Annotated in this window: 18 protein-coding genes and 1 pseudogene; 10 read left to right on the forward strand and 9 right to left on the reverse strand. The window is 58.0% G+C overall.

Annotated elements, in window-relative coordinates; genetic code table 11:
* Nucleotides 1-155: 155 nt before the first annotated feature.
* The gene (locus U5A67_RS03765) at nucleotides 156-1,199 is read right to left on the reverse strand and encodes a porin (RefSeq protein ID WP_321813099.1); all 1,044 of its coding nucleotides are present in this window, start codon (nucleotides 1,197-1,199) and stop codon (nucleotides 156-158) included.
* A 369-nt stretch (nucleotides 1,200-1,568) separates the two neighbouring features.
* Nucleotides 1,569-2,489 carry a LysR family transcriptional regulator gene (locus tag U5A67_RS03770; protein WP_321813100.1) on the reverse strand — a complete coding sequence of 307 codons (921 nt, stop codon included), beginning with the start codon at nucleotides 2,487-2,489 and terminating at the stop codon, nucleotides 1,569-1,571.
* Between the two features lie 114 nt (nucleotides 2,490-2,603).
* Between U5A67_RS03770 and U5A67_RS03775 the strand changes: the two genes are divergently transcribed.
* Complete coding sequence (locus U5A67_RS03775; protein ID WP_321813101.1) at nucleotides 2,604-3,686, forward strand: tartrate dehydrogenase; 1,083 nt, start codon at nucleotides 2,604-2,606, stop codon at nucleotides 3,684-3,686.
* 280 nt (nucleotides 3,687-3,966) lie between these two features.
* A complete protein-coding gene (locus tag U5A67_RS03780; RefSeq protein WP_205982416.1) occupies nucleotides 3,967-5,286 on the forward strand; it encodes an MFS transporter in 1,320 nt (439 codons plus the stop codon).
* 91 nt (nucleotides 5,287-5,377) lie between these two features.
* Here the strand turns inward: U5A67_RS03780 and U5A67_RS03785 are convergent, their stop codons facing one another.
* Together U5A67_RS03785 and U5A67_RS03790 are read right to left on the reverse strand one after the other, a co-directional pair.
* Nucleotides 5,378-6,019 carry a hypothetical protein gene (locus U5A67_RS03785; protein WP_321813102.1) on the reverse strand — a complete coding sequence of 214 codons (642 nt, stop codon included), beginning with the start codon at nucleotides 6,017-6,019 and terminating at the stop codon, nucleotides 5,378-5,380.
* On the reverse strand, nucleotides 6,016-6,399 hold the full coding sequence (locus U5A67_RS03790) for a PadR family transcriptional regulator (protein ID WP_205982414.1): 384 nt from the start codon (nucleotides 6,397-6,399) through the stop codon (nucleotides 6,016-6,018). The genes U5A67_RS03785 and U5A67_RS03790 overlap by 4 nt, the downstream gene beginning before the upstream one ends.
* Nucleotides 6,400-6,508: 109 nt before the next feature.
* On the opposite strand from U5A67_RS03790, the gene U5A67_RS03795 reads away from it, so the two are divergent.
* The 5 genes from U5A67_RS03795 to ttdB all read left to right on the forward strand — a co-directional run bounded on the left by U5A67_RS03795 (nucleotide 6,509) and on the right by ttdB (nucleotide 12,289).
* On the forward strand, nucleotides 6,509-7,780 hold the full coding sequence (locus U5A67_RS03795; protein ID WP_415767728.1) for a c-type cytochrome: 1,272 nt from the start codon (nucleotides 6,509-6,511) through the stop codon (nucleotides 7,778-7,780).
* The gene (locus U5A67_RS03800; RefSeq protein ID WP_205982412.1) at nucleotides 7,777-8,250 is read left to right on the forward strand and encodes a (2Fe-2S)-binding protein; all 474 of its coding nucleotides are present in this window, start codon (nucleotides 7,777-7,779) and stop codon (nucleotides 8,248-8,250) included. Before U5A67_RS03795 ends, U5A67_RS03800 begins: the two co-directional genes overlap by 4 nt.
* On the forward strand, nucleotides 8,251-10,545 hold the full coding sequence (locus U5A67_RS03805; protein ID WP_321813103.1) for a xanthine dehydrogenase family protein molybdopterin-binding subunit: 2,295 nt from the start codon (nucleotides 8,251-8,253) through the stop codon (nucleotides 10,543-10,545). It abuts the gene before it with no gap.
* A gap of 278 nt (nucleotides 10,546-10,823) precedes the next feature.
* A complete protein-coding gene (ttdA, locus tag U5A67_RS03810) occupies nucleotides 10,824-11,684 on the forward strand; it encodes a L(+)-tartrate dehydratase subunit alpha (RefSeq protein ID WP_241023357.1) in 861 nt (286 codons plus the stop codon).
* Nucleotides 11,681-12,289 (forward strand): L(+)-tartrate dehydratase subunit beta, encoded by a 609-nt coding sequence (gene ttdB, locus U5A67_RS03815; RefSeq protein WP_205982409.1) that lies wholly within the window; start codon nucleotides 11,681-11,683, stop codon nucleotides 12,287-12,289. The genes ttdA and ttdB overlap by 4 nt, the downstream gene beginning before the upstream one ends.
* Nucleotides 12,290-12,404: 115 nt before the next feature.
* Here ttdB and U5A67_RS03820 read toward each other — a convergent pair whose 3' ends face one another.
* Nucleotides 12,405-12,683, reverse strand: a complete 279-nt coding sequence (locus U5A67_RS03820; protein WP_321813104.1) for a putative quinol monooxygenase — start codon at nucleotides 12,681-12,683, stop codon at nucleotides 12,405-12,407.
* A gap of 108 nt (nucleotides 12,684-12,791) precedes the next feature.
* On the reverse strand, nucleotides 12,792-13,541 hold the full coding sequence (locus U5A67_RS03825; protein WP_321813105.1) for an SDR family NAD(P)-dependent oxidoreductase: 750 nt from the start codon (nucleotides 13,539-13,541) through the stop codon (nucleotides 12,792-12,794).
* Between the two features lie 463 nt (nucleotides 13,542-14,004).
* Between U5A67_RS03825 and U5A67_RS03830 the strand changes: the two genes are divergently transcribed.
* The gene (locus U5A67_RS03830; protein WP_205982659.1) at nucleotides 14,005-14,502 is read left to right on the forward strand and encodes a GlcG/HbpS family heme-binding protein; all 498 of its coding nucleotides are present in this window, start codon (nucleotides 14,005-14,007) and stop codon (nucleotides 14,500-14,502) included.
* A gap of 103 nt (nucleotides 14,503-14,605) precedes the next feature.
* Here the strand turns inward: U5A67_RS03830 and U5A67_RS03835 are convergent, their stop codons facing one another.
* The 3 genes from U5A67_RS03835 to U5A67_RS03845 are packed head-to-tail and all read right to left on the reverse strand — an operon-like array spanning nucleotide 14,606 to nucleotide 18,423.
* Nucleotides 14,606-15,892: a cytochrome c gene (locus U5A67_RS03835; RefSeq protein WP_321813106.1), complete on the reverse strand. Its 1,287-nt coding sequence runs from the start codon at nucleotides 15,890-15,892 to the stop codon at nucleotides 14,606-14,608.
* Between the two features lie 9 nt (nucleotides 15,893-15,901).
* Nucleotides 15,902-17,668: a GMC family oxidoreductase gene (locus tag U5A67_RS03840; protein WP_321813107.1), complete on the reverse strand. Its 1,767-nt coding sequence runs from the start codon at nucleotides 17,666-17,668 to the stop codon at nucleotides 15,902-15,904.
* Nucleotides 17,669-17,685: 17 nt separating this feature from the next.
* Nucleotides 17,686-18,423, reverse strand: a complete 738-nt coding sequence (locus U5A67_RS03845) for a gluconate 2-dehydrogenase subunit 3 family protein (RefSeq protein WP_321813108.1) — start codon at nucleotides 18,421-18,423, stop codon at nucleotides 17,686-17,688.
* A 1,315-nt stretch (nucleotides 18,424-19,738) separates the two neighbouring features.
* On the opposite strand from U5A67_RS03845, the pseudogene glsA reads away from it, so the two are divergent.
* Together glsA and U5A67_RS03855 are read left to right on the forward strand one after the other, a co-directional pair.
* Nucleotides 19,739-20,365, forward strand: a pseudogene (glsA, locus tag U5A67_RS03850) (glutaminase A); the annotation flags it as partial.
* A 10-nt stretch (nucleotides 20,366-20,375) separates the two neighbouring features.
* Nucleotides 20,376-20,882: an N-acetyltransferase gene (locus tag U5A67_RS03855; protein ID WP_321813109.1), complete on the forward strand. Its 507-nt coding sequence runs from the start codon at nucleotides 20,376-20,378 to the stop codon at nucleotides 20,880-20,882.
* Nucleotides 20,883-20,926: the final 44 nt, after the last annotated feature.

Below are 20,926 nucleotides of genomic sequence, written 5' to 3' on the forward strand. Positions count from 1 at the left end.
TTGGCTTGCGCAGACGAAGCCGTTTTCGCATCCACGATTTGCGTGATTGCATCTGGCGTTTGTGCCATTGCAACAGCCGAATTCAGCAACACCAGGGCACACGCGGCCCGGATCAATGAAGTATTCATCAGTTTTCTCCGCACTATCGCGAATGTTTAAAACGAGTGATTGATGCCGATCTGAACGCCGGTCTGACTCATGCCGTAAGGCTGAGTGGAATCGAGCGCATTGAGGCTCACGGTATTCGCACCATGGTTATCGAGGTAACCCGCGAATCCATACAGGAAAGTGCGCGGCGACAGGTTGTACTGCCCGCCGATAACAACCCATGTGGGTTCGCCACGGCCATGGAACATGTCGTGATGAATCGCTTCGCCGAGTACGGTGACCTTGGGCGTAAGCGTGTAGGTCATGCCGGCCCAATAGAGATTTCCAGCGGGACTCAGGCCCAGATCGCCGGAGATATTCGCGTAGCCGCCCATCAGAGAGAGACTGTCGAAACGATATTTCGCCGCCACCGTTGCGCGTCGCTCGACGCGATTTGCCTCGGAAATGCCAGTGGTAGTATCGAGTTCGCCGCGCGTGTCCTCATAGATGGCGCGCATGGAGAGCGGGCCTCGATCGTAGGCGAGCGACGCGCCCATATAGCGTCCCGCACGCGAATCGCCCGCGACCTGCTGACCGAATGAATATTCCGCACTCGCGCTAAAGCCCGCAATGACGGGCGAACGATATTTAATGGCGTTGCTGGGCCAGTCCGATTGCGCAGGAAAGAGATCGGTGGAAAGCAGCGAGTACTGCGCCATGCTCGTGGCGTCGAAATCCAGCAACGCCTGGAACATCAGATTCCACTGGCGACCGAGTTCAACCGAACCCCAGGTGGGATCTTCGAGACCCACGAAAGCATAGCGATTGAACAGCGAGCTTGAATCGGCCTGTTGGCCCGTATTCACGACATAGCCGCTCTCAAGGTCGAAATACGCCTTGCGACCGCTTCCCAGATCTTCCTGACCTTTGATGCCGAAGAGCGACGGAATCGCATTGCCGGACTGCAGCCCCACTTCGGCGTGACCGCCGCTGCTGGAATGGGTGAGATACTGCAAACCTTCATCGACCGTGCCGTAAAGCGTGACGGACGACTGTGCGTGCGCGGCCACCGACCCGGCCCCGCACAACAGCGAGACAAGCCACTTCTTCATATGAAAACGCCTTCAACTGTATACCTCCCTCCTCGCCTTTTTTATTCGCATTCCAAACAGATCGTAAGGAAAGCGATATCGGCGATGATGCTCTTTGGGAAAATGCTTGAGCGCGGCGGATTCTATACAGCGAAGGACGTTGTGTTTTACGGATAGGGAAAAGCCACTTTTCCCTCCATTCACAAATGAAACTTCTTTTATATTTTTTCAGTTATCGCCAGCCGGATCGCACAGAAAAACAAGATCGATCCCGATCCAAACATAAACAAAATTTAGAATTGAGAATCGATATGAGGAAAATTTCATGTCGATAACGAGCCACGTGCGTTGCATGCATCAGACAGTCAGCGCGCGTGGCTCGTCACGGCTTCAAGTTCCTCCGGCTTTTTCCAGTTCGCTACTCAGAAAATCGACGAACGCGCGCACGCGCGTAGAAAGCTGGTGGCGCTGGGCATAGACAGCGTAGATATCCGCGCCCGGCGTACGGTATTCGGGCAGGACGATCACGAGCCGTCCATCTGCGATGTAATCCTTCACATCCCACTCTGCACGCATCAGGATGCCGTGACCGTCGAGCGCCCATTTCACGGCGATCTCGCCGTCGTTGGTCGTGAGATTGCCGTTCACACGCAAGGCTTCGCTTTTTGCGTTCGCGCCGCGCTCGCTGGTCAGCCGCCACACGCCATAGGCTTCGTCGCCCTGCCTGATCCCGATGCAATTGTGGCGAGTGAGTTCGTGCGGTGTGACTGGCGTGCCATGCACGGCCAGATACGCGGGCGACGCGCACAGCACGCGCCGGTTCGCAGCCAGTCTTCTCGCGACGACGCGCAGATCGGGGGGCTCGCCAAAGCGGATGCAGACGTCGAAGCTGTCGTCGGAAAGCGGCGGCGGCGTCACGGAAAGCTGGAGTTGCACGGAAACTTGCGGATAGCACTTGAGAAAGCGCGAAATCGCCGGGCCGATGTGACTGCGGCCGAAACCCAGCGTCGCGTTGACCCGCAGTAGCCCTTTGGGCGTCGATCTGGAACTGGTTAATACCTCACTCAGTTCGTCGATCTGATCGAGGATGCGCCGCGCGCGCTCCAGATAGACCTCGCCTTCGGGCGTCAGCAGCATGCGGCGCGTGGTTCGATTGACCAGCGTGACGCCGGCGCGCTGCTCCATCAGCGTGAGCCGCTTGCTGACGGCGGCCGGTGTGAGACCGAGTTCGCGCGCCGCCGAACTCAAACTGCCGCAGGCGGCCAGAGTAGAAAAAAAGCCAAGATCGGCTGGAGAAATAACGTCTGTCACGGGTCCAGTTCTTTGAATTGGAGTTAAAGGTGCTTTAAGTTTCGCCCCGGTTTCAACACTCAAGGTTGGGTAAAGTATGGGCCATTAGCCTGCCATTACCAAGGACACGGAGACATGAAAACGTATCGCATTGCAACAATTCCCGGCGACGGAATCGGCAAGGAAGTGGTTCCGGCAGGCAAACAGGTGCTCGAAACGCTCGCGAAACACAGTGAGTCTTTCGCCTTCGAGTTCGAAGATTTCGACTGGGGCGCCGACTACTATCGCGCGCACGGCGCGATGATGCCCGCCGATGGGCTCGATCAGATTCGCGACAAGGACGCCATTCTGTTCGGCTCGGCTGGCGACCCCGATGTGCCCGATCACATTACGCTGTGGGGCCTGCGCCTGAAGATCTGCCAGGGCTTCGACCAGTACGCCAATGTACGCCCGACGCGCATCCTGCCCGGTATCGACGCGCCGCTCAAACGCTGCCAACCCGAAGACCTGAACTGGGTCATCGTGCGCGAAAACTCCGAAGGCGAATACTCGGGCGTGGGCGGCCGTGTTCACCAGGGCCATCCGATCGAAGCCGCCACCGATGTCTCGATCCTCACGCGTGCAGGCGTCGAGCGCATCCTGCGCTTCGCGTTTCGTCTCGCGCAGTCGCGTCCGCGCAAACTGCTTACGGTCATCACCAAGAGCAACGCGCAGCGTCACGCCATGGTGATGTGGGACGAAATTGCCCATCAGATTGCAGCGGAATTTCCCGATGTCACGTGGGACAAGGAACTTGTCGATGCCGCAACGGCGCGCATGGTCAACCGCCCGGCATCGCTCGACACGATCGTGGCAACCAACCTGCACGCGGACATTCTGAGCGACCTTGCGGCCGCTCTTGCGGGCAGCCTGGGTATCGCGCCGACCGGCAACATCGACCCCGAACACCGCTACCCGTCCATGTTCGAGCCGATCCATGGTTCCGCGTTCGACATCATGGGCAAAGGTCTGGCGAATCCCGTCGGCACGTTCTGGTCGGTTGTCATGCTGCTCGAACATCTGGGCGAGCACGCGGCCGCCCAACAAGTCATGGAAGCGATCGAAGCCGTCACGGCGAACACCGAATTGCACACCGGCGATCTTGGCGGCACGGCCACGACCCGGCAAGTTACCGAAGCGGTCTGCGCGCTGATCGAGCATGCAACCGTAAAAGCCTGAGCCGGGCAACCGGTCGATCCTGCCAGCCCCAGCCAGAGCTAACAGAATCACCCGATCGAAGGAGGCCGCACCGCGCCTCCCGATCGAATGAATATAAGTATTCCTCACATTTTCAGAAAGAACGGTCATATACGTATGAAAACACACTGTCGCCGCTCCGGCGGTGTGCACAGGCGCGTTGCTTAACGCCAGGACTTTATTCACGCAGGGTGTGTTTTCAAATCTGCGCCAACAGAGAGTTCGACAACGAACCACGGCGCGCAATTCTTTGGAGGAGACTATGATTTCCGATCAAGACCTCGAGCAACGAGTATCCAGGAAACTCATGTGGCGAATCATTCCGTTCGTCATGCTGTTGTATTTCGTGAGCTTTCTTGATCGCGTGAATGTCGGCTTTGCCGCAATCACGATGAACAAGGATATCGGCCTTTCCCCGACCGCCTTCGGGTTGGGTGGCGGCCTCTTCTTTATCGGCTACTTCCTCTGCGAAGTGCCGTCAAACCTGATCCTGCATAAAGTAGGCGCGCGGATCTGGATCGCCCGGGTCATGATTACGTGGGGCATTGTTTCGGGTATTTCGGCTTTCGTCGTGGGCCCGAAAAGCTTCTATTTGCTGCGCTTTCTGCTTGGCGTCGCCGAGGCGGGCTTTTTCCCGGGCATCATTCTCTATTTGAGCCAGTGGTTCCCGACGCGCCAGCGTGCAGTGGCCGCAGCATGGTTCATGGCAGCCGCGCCGATCTCCACCGCAATTGGCTCGCCTCTTTCCGGTGCGATCATGCAATTGCCCTCGGTATTCGGACTCGCCGACTGGCAAATGCTCTATATCATCGAAGCCGTTCCCGCTGCCGTGCTGGGCTTCGTGGTGCTTCGCCATCTGACTGACAACCCGTCAAAAGCCACGTGGCTTCTCGCCGAGGAACGCGACTGGCTGATCGCCAAGCTGCGGGAAGAATCGCTTGCACGTGTTTCTCATGGCGGCCATACGAGCGGAGCGCTCAGCGCGCTGAAAGATCCGCGCGTGCTTGCGCTCTCATTGATTTACTTTGGCACGTCCGCCGGACTTTATACGCTGGGCTTGTGGGCGCCGTTGATCATCCGCGAGTTTGGATTCACTTCGTTCCAGACGGGCCTGCTGAACGGTATTCCGAGTCTGGTCGCGGTTCTCGCCATGATTCTCTGGGCAAAGCATTCCGATCGCACCGGCGAGCGTACCTGGCACGTCATCATTCCCTGCACGCTTGCATGTGTCGGCTTTATCTTCGCGGGTCAGGCAACTAGCGCGCTTTTGATTATCAGCGCACTGGTCGTTGTGAACATCGGCATTAGCGCCGCGAAAGCACCGCTGTGGGCCATGCCGAGTGTGTTCCTGTCCGGCGCCGGCGCAGCAGCAGGTATTGCAATGATCAATTCGCTCGGCAATCTGGGCGGCTTCGTCGGCCCGGCCGTTATCGGCTGGCTCAAGAATGAAACCGGCAGCTATGCCGCTGGCCTCTATGTCGTCGCGGCAACGCTTGCTGTCTCGTCGATTGTCACGCTCGTTCTCAGCCGACAAAAGACGAACTCCGGGACAGGCACCCCACGCGTGAGCCACGATCACTGACGGGTCAATCAGGGAGTCTTTAAAACGTGGAGCGTGCTGCAACGGGAAACGCCCTTTGCAGCACGCTCATTTTCGAACATAGTGAAACGAATCAGGAAACGCTACGCCAAAGCGCGCACATGCGGGCAGTTTGTTTGCGATGCAACGCCCAGCGCAAAAGCAACGCAAGCGCAATGGCCAGATCGAGCGCGATGCAGATCGACGACTGGCAATGCTCGACTTTCCACACAGCACTCGCGACAAGCGCCGCACCGAGCAGCAGCACCGCGGACGTGGACGCCAGCATCGGCATGCACAGCTTCGGCCAGCTTTGCGCGCGCGGATGCACTTCACGCCTCACTCGCAACACGGCAGGCAAAACGGCAAGCGCACATCCACCGGCAAGACCGAAACCCGCCCAGGAAAGCGGGCCCACAACCAGACCGAGCATGTATGACGCGGCGCCTAGCGCGAATACCCAGGCGAGCAGCGCAAGCAGTTTTCGGAATACATACGTCGAAGCGAATTGGGCCGCCAGGACGCGCGGTTGACCGAAGCGCTCGAACAAGGCGCGAAGCTCGCCTTGCGCCCTGCCTGCACGCGAAGGACCCGCACGTTGCGTCCTGGCCTGTTCATCGACGCTCTCGTACAGATGATCGGCAACTTCATCGCAAACATCGCGCGCATATTGACGATCGAATTGCAACGCTTCGCCGATCTCGAACAGATAGGCCTCTACCGCCGGATGCTTCATGCTTTTTTGGGCACTTTGGCCGCGCGCAAAAATCGGTCGATTGCTTTCGAAAACTGCGCCCACCTCGCGGCCTTGCCGGCAAGCTCCGTCTTGCCCGCAGCCGTGATGCTGTAACTGCGCCGCTTTCGGCCCGACTCGCCAATTTCCCAATCGCTTTCGACAAAACCTTTTTGCTCGAGCGCATGCAATACCGGATAGATCGTGCCCTCGGGGAAATCGAACAGGCCGTCGCTTACCTCGCGCAGGTGCGCAATCAGCGCATAGCCGTGCATCGACTGTTTGTCGAGGGCCGCGAGGATAGTCAGGTCGATATGACTCGAGAGCGATTTGTCTGCTTTCACTGGTCCGGTCAACGATAGTGCGTGAACAATGGCATGCACTTTACCTTATCCAGCAAGGTAAAGGGGCTTGACGCGATGCCGATTGATACCTAGAGTTGCTATGCTTAATTTGAGTAAGCGACGACGCTTCGCCAAGGATCAGATAGCAATGCCGTTGAGAAAGATACTGTTCGCCATACTCGCCTTCATCGGCAGCATGGGAATCGCCCATGCTGCCAATTCCGCACGCCCGCCATCCGCCGAGCAGTCTTTAATCGATCGAGGTCGCTATCTGGCACAGGCATCCGATTGCGCGGCGTGCCATTCCGTGAAGGGCGCAGCGCCTTTTTCGGGCGGACTGAAAATGAGTATGCCGATGGGCGCAATCTACTCGACCAATATCACGCCCGATCCGCAAAACGGCATCGGTCGTTACACGGAACAGGATTTCGCGCGGGCGCTGCGTGAAGGCGTGGCGAAGGATGGCCATAACCTGTATCCCGCGATGCCTTATACGTCATATAGCAAGATTTCAGATGCGGACGTTAGCGCGCTATATGCGTACTTCCGGCATGGCGTTCCGCCTTCGCATCGCGCGAATCTCGCGCCCACCATGCACTGGCCGCTCACGATGCGTTGGCCGATGAAAATCTGGAATGCGTTCTTTCTCGACGTTCAGCCGTTTACACCGCGCAGCGACCGCAGCGTCGAATGGAATCGCGGCGCCTATCTGGTTCAGGGTGTTGGCCACTGCGGCGCGTGCCATACGCCGCGCGGCGCGGCTTTCCAGGAACTCGCTCTCGACGAGCACGGCGATGCCTTTCTCTCCGGCGCCGCGCTCGATGGCTGGTTTGCATCCAATCTGACTTCGAATGCTGCAACAGGCATCGATGCGTGGAGCGCAAGCGATATCGCTTCGTTTCTGAAAACCGGTGCAAACATGCATGCCACCGCATTCGGCCCGATGACGTCGGTAATCAATCACAGCACGCAATATCTATCCGATCAGGACCGTTATTCGATTGCCGTCTATCTGAAGTCGCTCAAGCCAATGAGCACGGCAGCTTCAAACAACACGACAGGCGCAGTGGATGCTTCAACGATGGCGCACGGCGCGCAAATCTACGGCAACTTCTGCGTGGCCTGCCACCTCGCAAACGGTCGCGGCGCGGCACCGTGGCTTGCGCCACTCGCTGGCAATCCGAACGTGCTGGAACAGGACCCGCTTTCACTCATCAACGTCACGCTGAACGGCACGCCGCATATCGTTATCGACGGCCAGCCCGCACCCTATCCCATGCCCGCACATCGCGCGGCGCTGAGCAATTCCGATATCGCGGACGTACTCACTTACACGCGCAATAGCTGGGGCAATCATGCACCTGCGGTCTCCGCGCACGAAGTCGATATTCTGCGCAAGCAAACTGGAACACCTCAATGACGGCCATGATTTCCGATGACCTTGTCCTGCACGTCAACGGTCAGTCCGTTCGCGTGAAAGCCACTCCCGATACACCACTGCTTTATGTACTTCGCGATCAATTGTCATTGAAGGGGCCGCGCTTCGGTTGTGGACTTGGCCAGTGTGGCGCGTGTTCCGTACTCGTCGACGGTCGCGCGCGGCGCTCCTGCGTCATGCCAGTCGGCTCTGTTTCGAATAGCCAGATCACGACGCTTGAAGGCATGGGCACGCCCGCTAATCCCGATCCGCTACAGACCGCCTTTATCGACGAACAGGCTGTGCAGTGCGGCTACTGCATCAACGGCATGCTGATTGCCGCGCGCTCGCTGCTGAACGCCAATCCGAATCCCGACGAAGCACAGATCAAAGAGGCACTGGCCTCCAATCTCTGCCGCTGTGGAACGCATATGCGTATCGTGCGCGCGATCCTTAAAGCGCGGGGCAAATGAATGACCGCCATCGAATCACCCGGCTTTTCGCGCCGTCAGTTTCTGCGTCAAGGCGCAGCGCTGGTCATTGGATTCTCTTTCTCGCGTTTCGCCGCTGCGCAGAACGGCATTAGTAAAGCAGCCGAAATTGCGGGCGAAAGTGCAATGGCGCTCGCCCACGCAAAGACAATCGATCCCACTCGAATCGACGCTTTTCTCGTGCTGGAAAAGGACGGCGTGCTCACGCTCTACACGGGCAAAGTCAACCTTGGCACGGGCAATACCACCGCACTTGCGCAGATGGTGGTCGAAGAAATGGAGTTCCCGATCGAGCGCGTACGTGTCGTACAAGGCGATACTGCGATGACCGTCGATCAGGGCCCAACCAACGGCTCCATGTCGATCCAGGGCGCGGGCATCCAGTTGCGCCAGGCGGCGGCGACAGCCGCGTCGGCAATTCGCACGGCTGCCGCGCGCGTCTTCAGGATCGCTCCCGAAGACGTGCGCCTCGAAAATGGACGCGCCTTTAAAAGCGCGTCGGATACACGGGGCGTCGCGTTTTACGAGTTGCTCGCAAAGCAACCCATCGAGTTGGATCTCGATCCGAAAGCGCCGCTCAAATCGCCGAGGCATTACAAGGTGGTGGGCCAACCCATCAAACGCGATGACGTGCGCGCGAAAGTGTTCGCCGAATTCTCATTCATGCAGGATGTGCATGTGGACGGCATGGTGCATGCCCGCGTCATCCATCCCGATGCCTATGGCGCGCAGTTGCTCGACGTGGACGATCAATACGCGAAGCAGGTTCCAGGCTTTCTGCGCACCGTGCGTATCGGCAATCTGCTCGCTGCGATCGCGACTGACGAATGGTCAGCGATACGCAGCGCGCGCGCCCTGCGCGTCAGGTGGTCGACGTGGTCGGGCTTGCCGGAACAAGCCAGGCTTTTCGACGTCGTGCGTGCGTTGCCGGTTCACGACCGCGGCCAGTTACTCGAGCGCGGCGACGCCGAAACGGCAATACAACACGCCGATAAGGTTGTACGTGCAACGTATTGCTGGCCAATGCAGACACATGGTTCGATCGGCCCTTCGTGCGCGATCGGCGACTGGCGCGCCGGCAAGCTGACGGTCTGGTCGGCGACGCAGGCCCCGCATATGACACGCGACCAGATCGCGGCGATGATGAAACTCGACAAGGCCGATGTGCGCCTCATCTACGTCGAAGGCGCGGGCTGCTACGGACGCAACGGCCACGAAGATGCGACCGCCGAAGCCGCGCTGCTTTCGCGCGCGGTGGGCAAACCCGTGCGTGTGCAATGGATGCGAGAGGATGAACATGGCTGGGACCCGAAAGGCGCGCCGGTGGTTTCCGATGTCGCGGGCGTGCTCGACGCGCAAGGACGCATCAAGGCGTGGCAGTACACAACATGGGTTCCCTATCGCGTCTCGGGCAACGCAGACGTACCGCTACTCGCCGCCGAACTCATGCGCTCGTCCGCGATGGTGGACGAGCCGAACAACGCCGGCGGTATGGAGTTCAATATCGTCGCGCCCTATGACGTGCCCGATATGAGCGTGGCCGTCAATCGAACCAGGCGCACGCCGCTGCGTCCGTCGTGGTTGCGCGGACCGGGCCGCGTGCAGCACACGTATGCGAACGAGTCATTCATGGATGAGCTCGCCGTCGCGGCCAACGCCGATCCGATCGAATTCCGTCTGCGGCATTTCTCCGATCTGCGCGCCCAGGCGGTCCTGCATGCCGTCGAACAGCGTGCAGGCTGGCAACGCCGCCCCTTGTTTTCGCAGCGTCAAAGCGCCGATATCGTGCGCGGGCGCGGCATGGCCTGCGTGCGGTACGAACCCAATCACGCGTATGTGGCCGCGGTCGTCGACATCGAATTGAATCGCGCTACGGGCGTCATCCAGATCGGCAAGGTCACTGTTGCGCACGATTGTGGTCTCGTCGTGAATCCAGACGGCGTGCGCAATCAGGTCGAAGGCGAAGTCGTGCAGACCATCAGCCGGACGCTTTTCGAACAGGTGGACTTCTCCCGCTCGGCGGTCACGAGCGTGGACTGGCTGACTTACCGTCTGCTCAAGTTTCCAGAGTTGCCTTCACAGGTGGACGTGGTGTTACTCGACCGTCCCGATCAGCCACCCGTAGGCGCGGGCGAACCCACTTGCGCAGTGATTGCGCCCGCGATTGCGAGCGCCGTGTATGACGCCATTGGCAGGCGGCCCCGCACTATTCCTTTCGATCCGCCCTCCATTCTCGCGCTCATGGAAAGACCGACTCAAGCCCACCAGAATCAATGAATCAAAGTTAAAGATGGATTGAATTCCGGCCCGGTTTTAAACACCCTGATTTGGGTAAAGTGCAGTTAGATCCAGTGCTAACGCATGGACGGAGACATGTAGGGCGGGCTCACGCGAAAGCTTATAAAAAAGGCTCGCCTTGCCTGGCCGATGCATCGAATCGGCCCTTGTTTGCCATGCCCCGCCGCGCGTCAGCGATCTGCTTCCCTATCCCCACAGTCACAGTATCAGGAGAAATCGTGGACAAGGAAACGAGTATCCAGTCCCTGACCGACACGATGGCCAAATTCACGGCCTATATCGGCAAGCGCTTGCCGAAAGACGTGAAGGCCAAGCTGTCCGAACTTCGCACGATGGAGACGAACCCGCTGGCGAAGTCGGTCTACGACTCCATGCACGGCAATCAGGAAGCCGCGGACAAACTCAATCGTCCGAGTTGCCAGGACACCGGCGTGATTCAGTATTTCGTCGAAGCCGGCGCGCATTTCCCGCTGCTCGGCGAACTCGAGGAAATCCTGCGCGGCGCTACCGAAGGCGCGACGAAGCTCGGGCCGCTGCGTCATAACGCCGTCGAAACCTTCGACGAAAAGAACACCGGTACCAATACCGGCACGCAGATTCCCTGGCTCGACTGGCGCATCGTGCCCGAGAAGGATAGCTGCACGATCGACGTCTATATGGCGGGTGGCGGCTGCACGCTGCCGGGCGCGGCCAAGGTGCTGATGCCGGGCCAGGGCTACGAAGGCGTGGCCGAATTCGTCATGGATGTGATTACCGAACGCGGCGTCAACGCCTGCCCGCCGCTGCTCGTCGGCGTGGGTGTGTCCACTTCGGTGGAAACCGCTGCGCGCCTTTCCAAGCTCGCAATCCTGCGCCCGGTCGATTCGAAGAGCGACAACCCGCGTGCCGCGCTGATGGAAGAACTGCTCGAACAGGGTCTCAACGAAGTCGGCATCGGCCCGCAAGGTTTGACGGGCAACAACAGTGTGATGGGCGTGAATATCGAATCGTCGGCGCGTCATCCGTCCACGATCGGCGTGGCCATCAACACGGGTTGCTGGGCGCATCGCCGCGGCAAGATCCGCATCAACGCCGATCTGTCCTACGAAATTCTTTCCCACGAAGGGGTGGTGCTGTGAAGAAGGTCCTTACGACTCCCATCAAGTCAGAAGATCTCGAGGATCTCAAGGTTGGCGACGTTGTGTATCTCACGGGCCGGCTCGTCACGTGCCGCGACGTGGCGCACCGCCGCCTCATCGAACAAGGCCGCGAATTGCCCGTCAATCTCGAAGGCGGCGCGATTTTTCACGCTGGCCCGATCGTGCGCAAGAAGGACGACGGCAGCTTCGAAATGGTCTCTATCGGCCCGACGACCAGCATGCGCATGGAGAAGTTCGAGCGCGAATTCATCGAACAGACCGGCGTGAAACTGATTGTCGGCAAGGGCGGCATGGGTCCCGAGACGGCTGCGGGCTGCCAGGAGCACAAGGCGGTGCACGCTATTTTCCCCGGCGGTTGCGCGGTGCTCGCGGCCACGCTGGTCGAAGAAATCGAGGGTGCTGAGTGGCAGGATCTTGGCATGCCGGAAACGCTCTGGATCAATCGCGTGCGCGAATTCGGGCCGTTGATCATCTCGATCGATACCAAAGGCAATAACCTGATCCAGCAGAACAAGACTGTGTTCAACGAGAAGAAGAAACCCATTCTCGATCGCATCAGCAAGGAACTCAGCTTTATCAAGTGAGTGACTTTTAAGGCATGTACTGGGGTTTCGAGCGGGAAATCCCAGGGCTTTGCACTAGCGGCGCCGTGTGTTTATGCGGCGCCGCTTTTTGTTGTGTAGCGCGAACGGCTTGCTATCAATGCCGCTCGAAGAAGCGGACCTTGCGTTCGCCATCCAGCAGCGCCGCAACGGCGGTTCTGAAGGTCTCGAAATGCGGCGTTTGCCTGTGCCAGTCGTACGCCGATCGATCCGAATAGACTTCGTGAAATACGACTAGATTCTCGTCCCCTTCAGTCAAAAGCACATCAAACGTGTGGCAGCCCGATTCATTAGCTATCGAATCGCGCGCATCGGCCCGCGCGGCTTCGAGAAAGGCTTCGCGCTTACCCGGGAGCAGCTTGAATTCGGCGATCACGACGTATTTTTTTGCGTTGCTCATGACAATGCTCCTTCAGGAAAAAATCTGATAATGAAGACACATCCTTGATCGACTCACGCGACAAGGATGTGGCCGATTCGAATCTCAGGCCTGGCGCTTCACCGCGAGCGGTCCCGGCGCCTGGCACGTGGGCATCATTTCGATCGCGTTGATATTCACGTGCTCAGGTAGCGAAAGCAGCCAGCGCACAGTGTTGGCGAGATCATCGGCGGTGAGCGGTTCCGTACCTTCGTAGACCTTGCTTGCCTGCTCGCTATCGCCCTTAAAGCGCGTGGTAGAGAATTCCGTCCCACCACACAGGCCGGGTTCAATCGAGCAGACGCGCACGTTCTTGCCCACCAGATCCGAACGCAGATTCAGGCTGAATTGATGCACAAAGGCCTTCGTTGCGCCGTAGACGTTGCCGCCTGGATAGGGATACGTGCCGGCAGTCGACCCGAGATTAAGAATCCAGCCACGATTACGGGCGACCATGCCTGGCAGCACGGCATGCGAGCAATAGACAAGACCCTTGATATTGGTGTCGATCATCAGATCCCAATCATCGAGCGACGCTTTATCTGCCGTATCCAATCCGAGCGCGAGACCGGCATTGTTCACGAGCGCGTCGATGGGGCCGACTTCGTTGCCGATTTCGGCGAATACTCGCTCAACTGCACTGCGCTGCGTGACATCGAGCACGCGGCCGACAAAGCGCGGGCCGAGCTCTGCAGCGATCTGAGCGAGCCGATCTGCACGGCGCCCCGTACCGATCACGGTGTGTCCGTCCGAGACTAACGCCTTCGCGATCGCCAAACCAAATCCGGCAGTTGCGCCGGTCACCAGAATATTCATGGCTTACCTCTTAAGTTGAAAGCAGGCGCTATCCACTCGCGCCCGGTTGGCGGTTTTTTCCGGTTTCTTCGATGCCAGAAATTTTATATCCAAGTCGCCATTCATCTTTAATTACAGGTAAAAGCATGATTTACTTGCATTCATCAATCCTCCGATAACTTCAGATTCCGGACTGACGAATATTCGCCAACAAATTCACCAAACCCCCTTACACAGGCGCTTTCATCGAATTCCCGATCACGAAGCAAAAACCACCATCACTCTATGGCGGAATAATATTTATCAACAAAAGGAACAATGAAATTAATTTCATATTCCATCGGCCTATTCAATTTTGATAGTATCTCGACGCTCATCGCGCATGCGTTTATTTGCGCCCCTCCTCTGCTTTGCAATCCCATGCATAGCCATTGAATTTTCAGCAAGGTCTGCTTTCAGGCCGAACTCACTTCCGAGGTACCCTATGCTCTCTCTTCTTCGCACTGTCGTGCTCATTGGCGCTTCTGCTGCTTCCTATAGCGCATTTGCCGCATCGACGACGGCCATTGAATTGCCCACCACGCACGTGCTGACACTTGCGGCTGCGCACGTCATCGCCGACGAAGCAACGAGCGATGCCACCCTGCGTGGCACGCCGGGCGTGGTAGCGGTCGTCGATGCAGGCGGCCATTTGATTCTGCTCGAACGCATGGACGGCGTAGGCGCGGCGTCGTCGGACATCGCAGCAGCTAAGGCACGTACGGCGGCGCTCTTCAAAGCCCCCACCAAAAAACTGGAAAGTGCGATCAATGGCGGGCGGCCCGCAGCCATTACGGCTGGATTGACGATGATGAACGGAGGCGAGCCGATCGTCGTGGACGGTCAAGTGATTGGCGCAGTCGGTGTCAGCACCGCAACGCCGCCTAACGATGCGCCGATTGCAGAGCGTGCGAGCCAGGCGCTCGCTGGTTTTGCGCCTTGAAGAAACACGTGAGCTAAAAGCAAAACGGGACGGGCATCGACATGCCGGTCCCGTTTCCTGTTCATTTCCCCTTCAGTAAGCCTGAGCAAGGCAATAAGTGTGCTTATCCCTTCGATGCCCCGGCCAGACTCTTTCTGACTTTTGACACAGCGCCGGTCGAAACCGCATCGGCATTATTGCCCCATCCGCTGCGGAGGAATGTCGCCAGATGTGCGATCTCCTCGTCATTGAGGCGGCCCTCGAAACCCGGCATCGCCAGCACCGAAGGCGCTTTCTGCGTCGACGGAGTCTGGGCACCCTTCAGAATCACGCTGATCAACGCTGTTGGATTCTTCGATTGCACAACTTCCGAGCCATTGAGACTTGGGAAAATGCCCGCTGCACCTTTGCCATTCGTTGCGTGGCAAGCTTCGCAATTGTTCAGATAAACCATCTGCCCAGCACTCAGGTTTTGTCCCTGAACCAGTTGCTGCACCGTTTTCTGCGTCGCTGCATCGCTATTCGAATGAGTTTGCGTGACCTTTTTCTCCGCAGGCAAGGATTTCAAATAGACGGCAATCGACTGCAGATCTTCAGCGCTGAGATGCTGCGTGCTGTGATCGACAACACCCGTCATTTCTCCGCCGACTGACGTGAACCCATTGCGGCCGGTTTCAAGGTAGGCCGTGATATCGGCAACTGACCAACTGGGCATGCCACGCAGCGACGGCACGCCCCAACCATTCAACTCGCCTCCCGAAAGGAAGGAACTCGAACTATCGTCAAGCGCCAGTTCTTGCATACCGACTCCGCGCGGAGTGTGGCAGCTACTGCAATGCCCCAACGTTTGCACGAGATATCGCCCGCGATTGACTTCAAGCGATTCGGCCTTGTTCAACACAAAGGGTTTGTCGGAAGTAAACGCGAAATTCCATAGCACCATACCCCAGCGCTGATTGAATGGAAACGCCAGCGCCGTCACTGGCGGCGTTTTCGCCACCGGCGCAACGCCCTTCATAAAATAGGCATAGAGCGCCTGCACGTCGCTATCGGTAATCGCACGATAGTCCGGGTAGGGCATCGCGGGATAAAGATTCTTGCCGTCACGGCGAATACCCAGACGGACGGCTTTCGCGAACTCGGGTTCCGTATAACGACCGATACCGTGCACCGGATCGGGCGTAATGTTCGTCGAATACATCACGCCCATCGGACTCTTGATAGGAAGCCCGCCAGCAAACGGCTTCCCGCCACTGGCGGTGTGGCACGCAATACAGTCGCCGGCACGTGCGAGATATTCTCCGCGCGCAATCATGGCCGTGTCCGCATCGACACCGGCCCATGCCTGCTGCGCAGCCCCCAGCATCAGCATCGCTGCGATCAAGACAAAACGAATCCTGCTTGTTTTCACTTTCTTTCCTTAGACGCGAACCAGCGGCCCCGGATTTTTAAGGTATTGCTGCCGGATAGCCTGAGCCGACCAGTACGCCAGGGCGGCAACCATTGCAGTGGGATTGGCGTAAAAATTCTGAGGAAACGCACTCGCGCCCATTACAAATACATTGTGCGCATCCCAGCACTGCAAATAGCGGTTGAGCGCGGACGTTCGCGGATCATCGCCCATGATCGCGCCGCCCGTGTTATGGGTATTCACATAGTTCGGCGAACTGGCAAAGTGGCTGTCCATGTGCAGGATGTTGTTCGAATATTCGTCAGGGTTGAGATGCTTTGCGATCTCTTCCATCTTCCCTTTCATGAACTGCAACATCCGCAGATCGTTCTGCACGTAGTCGTATGTCACACGCAGCAAAGGCACGCCGAATCGATCCTTGTAGACCGGATCCAGATCCAGATAATTGCCACGGGTCGCCATATTGCTGCCTTCGAGCTTGATGCTCATGGAATGGCCGTAGCTTTCCTTCAGGCCTTTCTTCCATCCGGCGCCCCAGCGCGGCGTGCCCTTCTTGATCGCCGCCGCCATGGGTGTTCCGGTGGGCTGCGAGCTATAGATTTTCGCGCCGCCAATAAATCCCAATGAGGCTGTGTCGATCACCCCGGTTCCGAAATTGCTGATAACCGTACCGGTCGGGCCCGCCGTGGCGAATGAATTGAATTCCAGCTTTTCGAAGAACAGATTGAAGCCGCCGCCGTACTGGTGCGCGTAATTCCGGCCAATCACGCCCTCTTCGGTATTCGGATCGTAGGGTTTGCCGATCTTCGAATTCAGCAGCAGCCGAACATTGTTCAAGCCGAAGGTCGCCAGAATCACAATCTTTGCCGGCTGCAAGACTTCATTGCCGGCTTCGTCGATATAGGTCACGCCGGTTGCAGATTGGCCGTCGGCATGTTTATCGACTCTGATCACATTGGCCCGCGTTTTGTAGTCGAAGTTCGGGTTGAGCTTGAGTCGATCGAGGATCGCCGTCTGCGGCGATGCTTTCGAATAGTTCACGCAACCGTAGAACTGGCAGAAACCGCAGTAATTGCACGGTGCGATCTGCTGGCCATAAGGATTGGTATACGGTACAGAGACAGCCGCCGATGGAATGGAATAAGGGTGGTAGCCCATCTCTCTGGCAGCCTGGCGAAACATCGCGCTGTTCAGACTGTCTTCAAGCGCCTTGTTCGGAAATGGATTCGAGCGTGCACCTTCGAACGGATCACCCGTTTTCTGAATGACGCCTCTCAGGTTTCCCGTCTCGCCCGATGAACCGCAGACTTTGTCGAAGAAGTCCATATGCGGTTCGATCTCTTCCCACGTCAACGGAAAATCGCGAATGCGCAGATCGGCATCCAGTTTCCCTTTGAAGTGCGCATCCGCGTACGTCTTGAGCTTGAGATCGACAGGCGTTGGGCGCGTAATCATCCCGGTCCAGTGCAGGCCCGACCCGCCTACGCCATCGCCAAGACGAAATGCGCCCAGTTCACGCATCGGCAACGCGGTGCCATTGAGATTGTGGCGCACCGTAAATGCCGCGTCGTGCGGACTCTGCATGATCTTGTGGCGCCGCGTGTAGGCCAGCTCGTCCGCGGGTTTCGGATAAGCGTAGTCGACATTCAATCGGTCTTCGCCGCGCTCCAGCGCCCGCACCTTCAAACCTGCCTGAGCCAGTTCGATACCCATGATCGCACCCGCCCAACCCAGACCGACTACCACTACATCTACCGGATCGTTTTTGATATTCATGCTCGATTGCGTCTTGTTCAGGCTTGCTCGCCGCTAAGCGAAACCGGCTTTAGCGGATATTTGACGTTATGCATCGTCACCCATTCGGTAAAGCTGGCGCGCGCACCAGGAAAGTCGATCATCAGCCACGACGCCATGCCCTTATTGCCGCCGTACATTGGATCGGCCAGATACCCTTCTTTGGCGTTGTCGAGTAGACGGAAGAAAAAGTAGCCAGCCGGAAGATCTTTTTCGCCGAAGGCGGAAAAGTCGATGTGGTTCTGGTCGAGATCGTGAAGAACCCGGTCCTGCAGATCTGCAGAGAGTTCGTGAAAGTTCGCGTGGAACTGTTTTTGTGTGTATTGATTCGTCAAATCAATACCCTTCTGATACAGCACCTGAAGCGGGAACGGCATCTGATACCCGAACAGATAACTGGCCTTGCTATCGAATGGCCCGCTCATGTACCAGTCGTCGCCTTTTCCGTAGGGCGTGATCATCTGGCGATCGATAAATACCGGCACATTCGTTTCGAGCGCTCCCGGGCCTTCGTCGTCGGCGGGAATGAGACGGTCGCACGCTGCAAGAATGAATTGCCATTGCGTGTTATCGAAAAACACCGGCTGGTAGCTTGCCAGATCGACGGCCGGCGTCCGTTGCGGCGTCCATAGGCCTTTTGCACATTTCGTCGCCACTGCCGCAACACTCAATGATGCGATCGATGCGATCAGAAATGGTCTTCGTCCCATGCGGGGAGCGCTCATATCGTCTGCCATGGTGTTAGCCGCCATAGGGTCGGCGGGATAAATGAAAACGGAAAGCGGGCCGTGAACGTCTATCGTCAAGGCCAGCCGGTGCGGTCTTCAGAAGGATCAATGCCGGGAAAGCATGCGGCGCCGGATGCCACACGGCGCGATGCGAAGGAATTGCGTTCTGCGAACTTGCGTGACTTATGCGAGCGGCATTCTATAGGCTTGAATGTCGTCAATCACGGCGTCAAAGTTGAATTACGATTAACTATTAGTTAAATATAATCGTCATTCGCAAGAGTCAATCTCTGGATGCACGAGCTTCACAATTAACAGGCGTGTCGCGATGTCTGATCAGGGCAATTCACGTTTTTTATTCTGCAATCCAAATCAATAGCGGAGATCGCAGGTCACGGTCCGGGTGACGGCGCGCACGGTCCTATTTGCTGCAAGTGGCGGATCTGACACGACGCGTCTGCCAACCATTGATCGCACCCTATCCAGATGGCGCGCAAGACCGTCGATCTCCCACCCCTGTTCCGTCCCCTATATGCGAACAACAAAGTCTGCGGGGAAAAACCGCTCGAAGACCCGTAGATTCGTCACTGCGAGGGCAGCGAAGAATCCGCAAAGTGTGCAGGAACCAATATTCCAACTCAGCCTGCTTAAATCTCAGAAACACAAAGTGTGCGGGAATACTTTGTATCGGGCGTTACGCCTTGAGCATTAAGTAGGGCCAGAATATTTTGATGTTGCGTCGCAACAACGCCGATGGGTCTTCCTAGTTGCTTAAGAGATTGAGGTAGATCGCTACGAAGCCCGGCTGGGAGATTCGCTCTTGCGAACTTTGGCGAGAGTTAGTTAGCGCTCTTCGTAGATGTACGCTAACTAAACCACACGCCCAGAACTCATCAAGTCGATTTCCCGAATACGGCTTCGCTGCTCCCCTGTGAAAGCGCGCAGCCTCAAACCGGCGCGCCGTCTTGCGTCATAGCATGTAACTAAGCGCCGCGCCGATGCCAGCGTTTCAAGCCAAGAAATGACTCGTTCAAGAAACGCTGAATGAGATTCGGCAAGTTTCCCGAGCAAGACGACAAAAGGCCTAGTTCTATGTCCTTGCCCACGTATACCTACTTTTTTAAGTACCGCAACTCGCGTGATCCGGACTGGCGGCTCGATCCGCATGAGCTCTAGCCACGCTTCACGGACTTCATCTGTAGATGGTTCGTTCAAGTGGCATGAACTTTAGGGACGCCAAGATCGATGACTCCGGTTAAATGCAAGTAGCCCTATGTCCACCTTGCGAATCGCATCGCTATTAACACCCACTGGGTCGCCTTAAGTCGTGCAACTTGAATTCGAAGGCGGTAAACCGCGCAATCCGTTCATCAACGCGGGGGCGCTCGTAGTCACCGACGTGCTGTGCCGCCGCTTCGTGCAGGCGGAAACGGCGTTGGTGGATTTCGTGCGGCGGCTCTCGGGTGAGCCAGGCATCGGCTACGACCTGAAGGTCGCGCAGTCGGAACTGGCGCACGCCTGGAGCAATCGCGCAATGGCGCATTTCATCGCGAGCTTCGGCAATCTGGAAATAGCTGCCGATGTGGTGATCGACGCGCATTGCTGCCAGTGCACGATTTCGATGAGCTGTGTCGAGCTGGCGCTCGCGGCGCTTTTCCTCGCCAACGGCGGCGTCTCGCCCGCCAGCGGCGAACAGGTGCTGGACGCCAGTTCGGCCAAGCGGGTCTCGGCGCTCATGCTGACCTGCGGCACGTGCGATGCGGCGGGTGATTTCGTTTATAGCGTGGGACTGCCTGCGAAGAGCGGTGTGGGCGGCGGGATCGTCGCGGTACTGCCCGGCGAGTTCGCGGTGTGCGTGTGGTCGCCTGGGCTCGACGCGAACGGGAACTCGCATGTGGGTTCGCTCGCGCTGGGGCAGCTGACGACGCGCACCGGACGCTCGATCTTTTGAGGGCCTGGCAATGACAATTCAGATTCGCGACGAACTACCCGCCGATATCCCCGCGATCCGCGCGCTGACCGAAGCGGCGTTTCTGCACGCGCCGCATACGAGCCATACGGAGCAGTTCATCGTCGATGCGCTGCAAGCGGCGGGTGAGTTAGCGGTGTCGCTGGTTGCCGTGGACGGTGGCGAGGTTGTGGGGCACGTGGCGCTTTCTCCCGTGGCGTTGTCGGATGGCTCGACGGGATGGTTCGGTTTGGGGCCGATTTCGGTGGCGCCCGCGCGGCAACGCGAGGGCCTGGGCAGCCGGTTGGTCGAACGTGCGCTCGATGTGCTGCGCGCACGGCGAGCGGCGGGCTGCGTGCTGCTGGGAGATCCCGCTTACTATCGGCGCTTCGGATTTACGCCCGAGCCGACGTTGGTGCTGCCGGGCGTGCCGGCGGAATATTTTCAGGCGATAGCGTTGAACGGGCCCATCCCGACGGCGACGGTACGCTTTAGCGACGCGTTCGAGGCGCGCGCTTAGCGCCGCCGAGGCATCCATTCAGGCAATCGAGATTTCGAGCCGTT

The organism is Paraburkholderia sp. J69-1, assembly GCF_905220255.1.
Classification (GTDB): domain Bacteria; phylum Pseudomonadota; class Gammaproteobacteria; order Burkholderiales; family Burkholderiaceae; genus Paraburkholderia.

Excerpts from the sequence above, each read along its gene's own strand:
- U5A67_RS03800 (WP_205982412.1), top strand. The coding sequence starts at position 7,777 with ATGACGGCCATGATTTCCGATGACCTTGTCCTGCACGTCAACGGTCAG.
- U5A67_RS03780 (WP_205982416.1), top strand. The coding sequence starts at position 3,967 with ATGATTTCCGATCAAGACCTCGAGCAACGAGTATCCAGGAAACTCATG.
- U5A67_RS03845 (WP_321813108.1), bottom strand. The coding sequence starts at position 18,423 with ATGGCAGACGATATGAGCGCTCCCCGCATGGGACGAAGACCATTTCTG.
- U5A67_RS03825 (WP_321813105.1), bottom strand. The coding sequence starts at position 13,541 with ATGAATATTCTGGTGACCGGCGCAACTGCCGGATTTGGTTTGGCGATC.
- U5A67_RS03840 (WP_321813107.1), bottom strand. The coding sequence starts at position 17,668 with ATGAATATCAAAAACGATCCGGTAGATGTAGTGGTAGTCGGTCTGGGT.
- U5A67_RS03830 (WP_205982659.1), top strand. The coding sequence starts at position 14,005 with ATGCTCTCTCTTCTTCGCACTGTCGTGCTCATTGGCGCTTCTGCTGCT.
- U5A67_RS03795 (WP_415767728.1), top strand. The coding sequence starts at position 6,509 with ATGCCGTTGAGAAAGATACTGTTCGCCATACTCGCCTTCATCGGCAGC.
- U5A67_RS03785 (WP_321813102.1), bottom strand. The coding sequence starts at position 6,019 with ATGAAGCATCCGGCGGTAGAGGCCTATCTGTTCGAGATCGGCGAAGCG.
- U5A67_RS03855 (WP_321813109.1), top strand. The coding sequence starts at position 20,376 with ATGACAATTCAGATTCGCGACGAACTACCCGCCGATATCCCCGCGATC.
- U5A67_RS03805 (WP_321813103.1), top strand. The coding sequence starts at position 8,251 with ATGACCGCCATCGAATCACCCGGCTTTTCGCGCCGTCAGTTTCTGCGT.
- U5A67_RS03775 (WP_321813101.1), top strand. The coding sequence starts at position 2,604 with ATGAAAACGTATCGCATTGCAACAATTCCCGGCGACGGAATCGGCAAG.
- U5A67_RS03765 (WP_321813099.1), bottom strand. The coding sequence starts at position 1,199 with ATGAAGAAGTGGCTTGTCTCGCTGTTGTGCGGGGCCGGGTCGGTGGCC.
- ttdA (WP_241023357.1), top strand. The coding sequence starts at position 10,824 with ATGGCCAAATTCACGGCCTATATCGGCAAGCGCTTGCCGAAAGACGTG.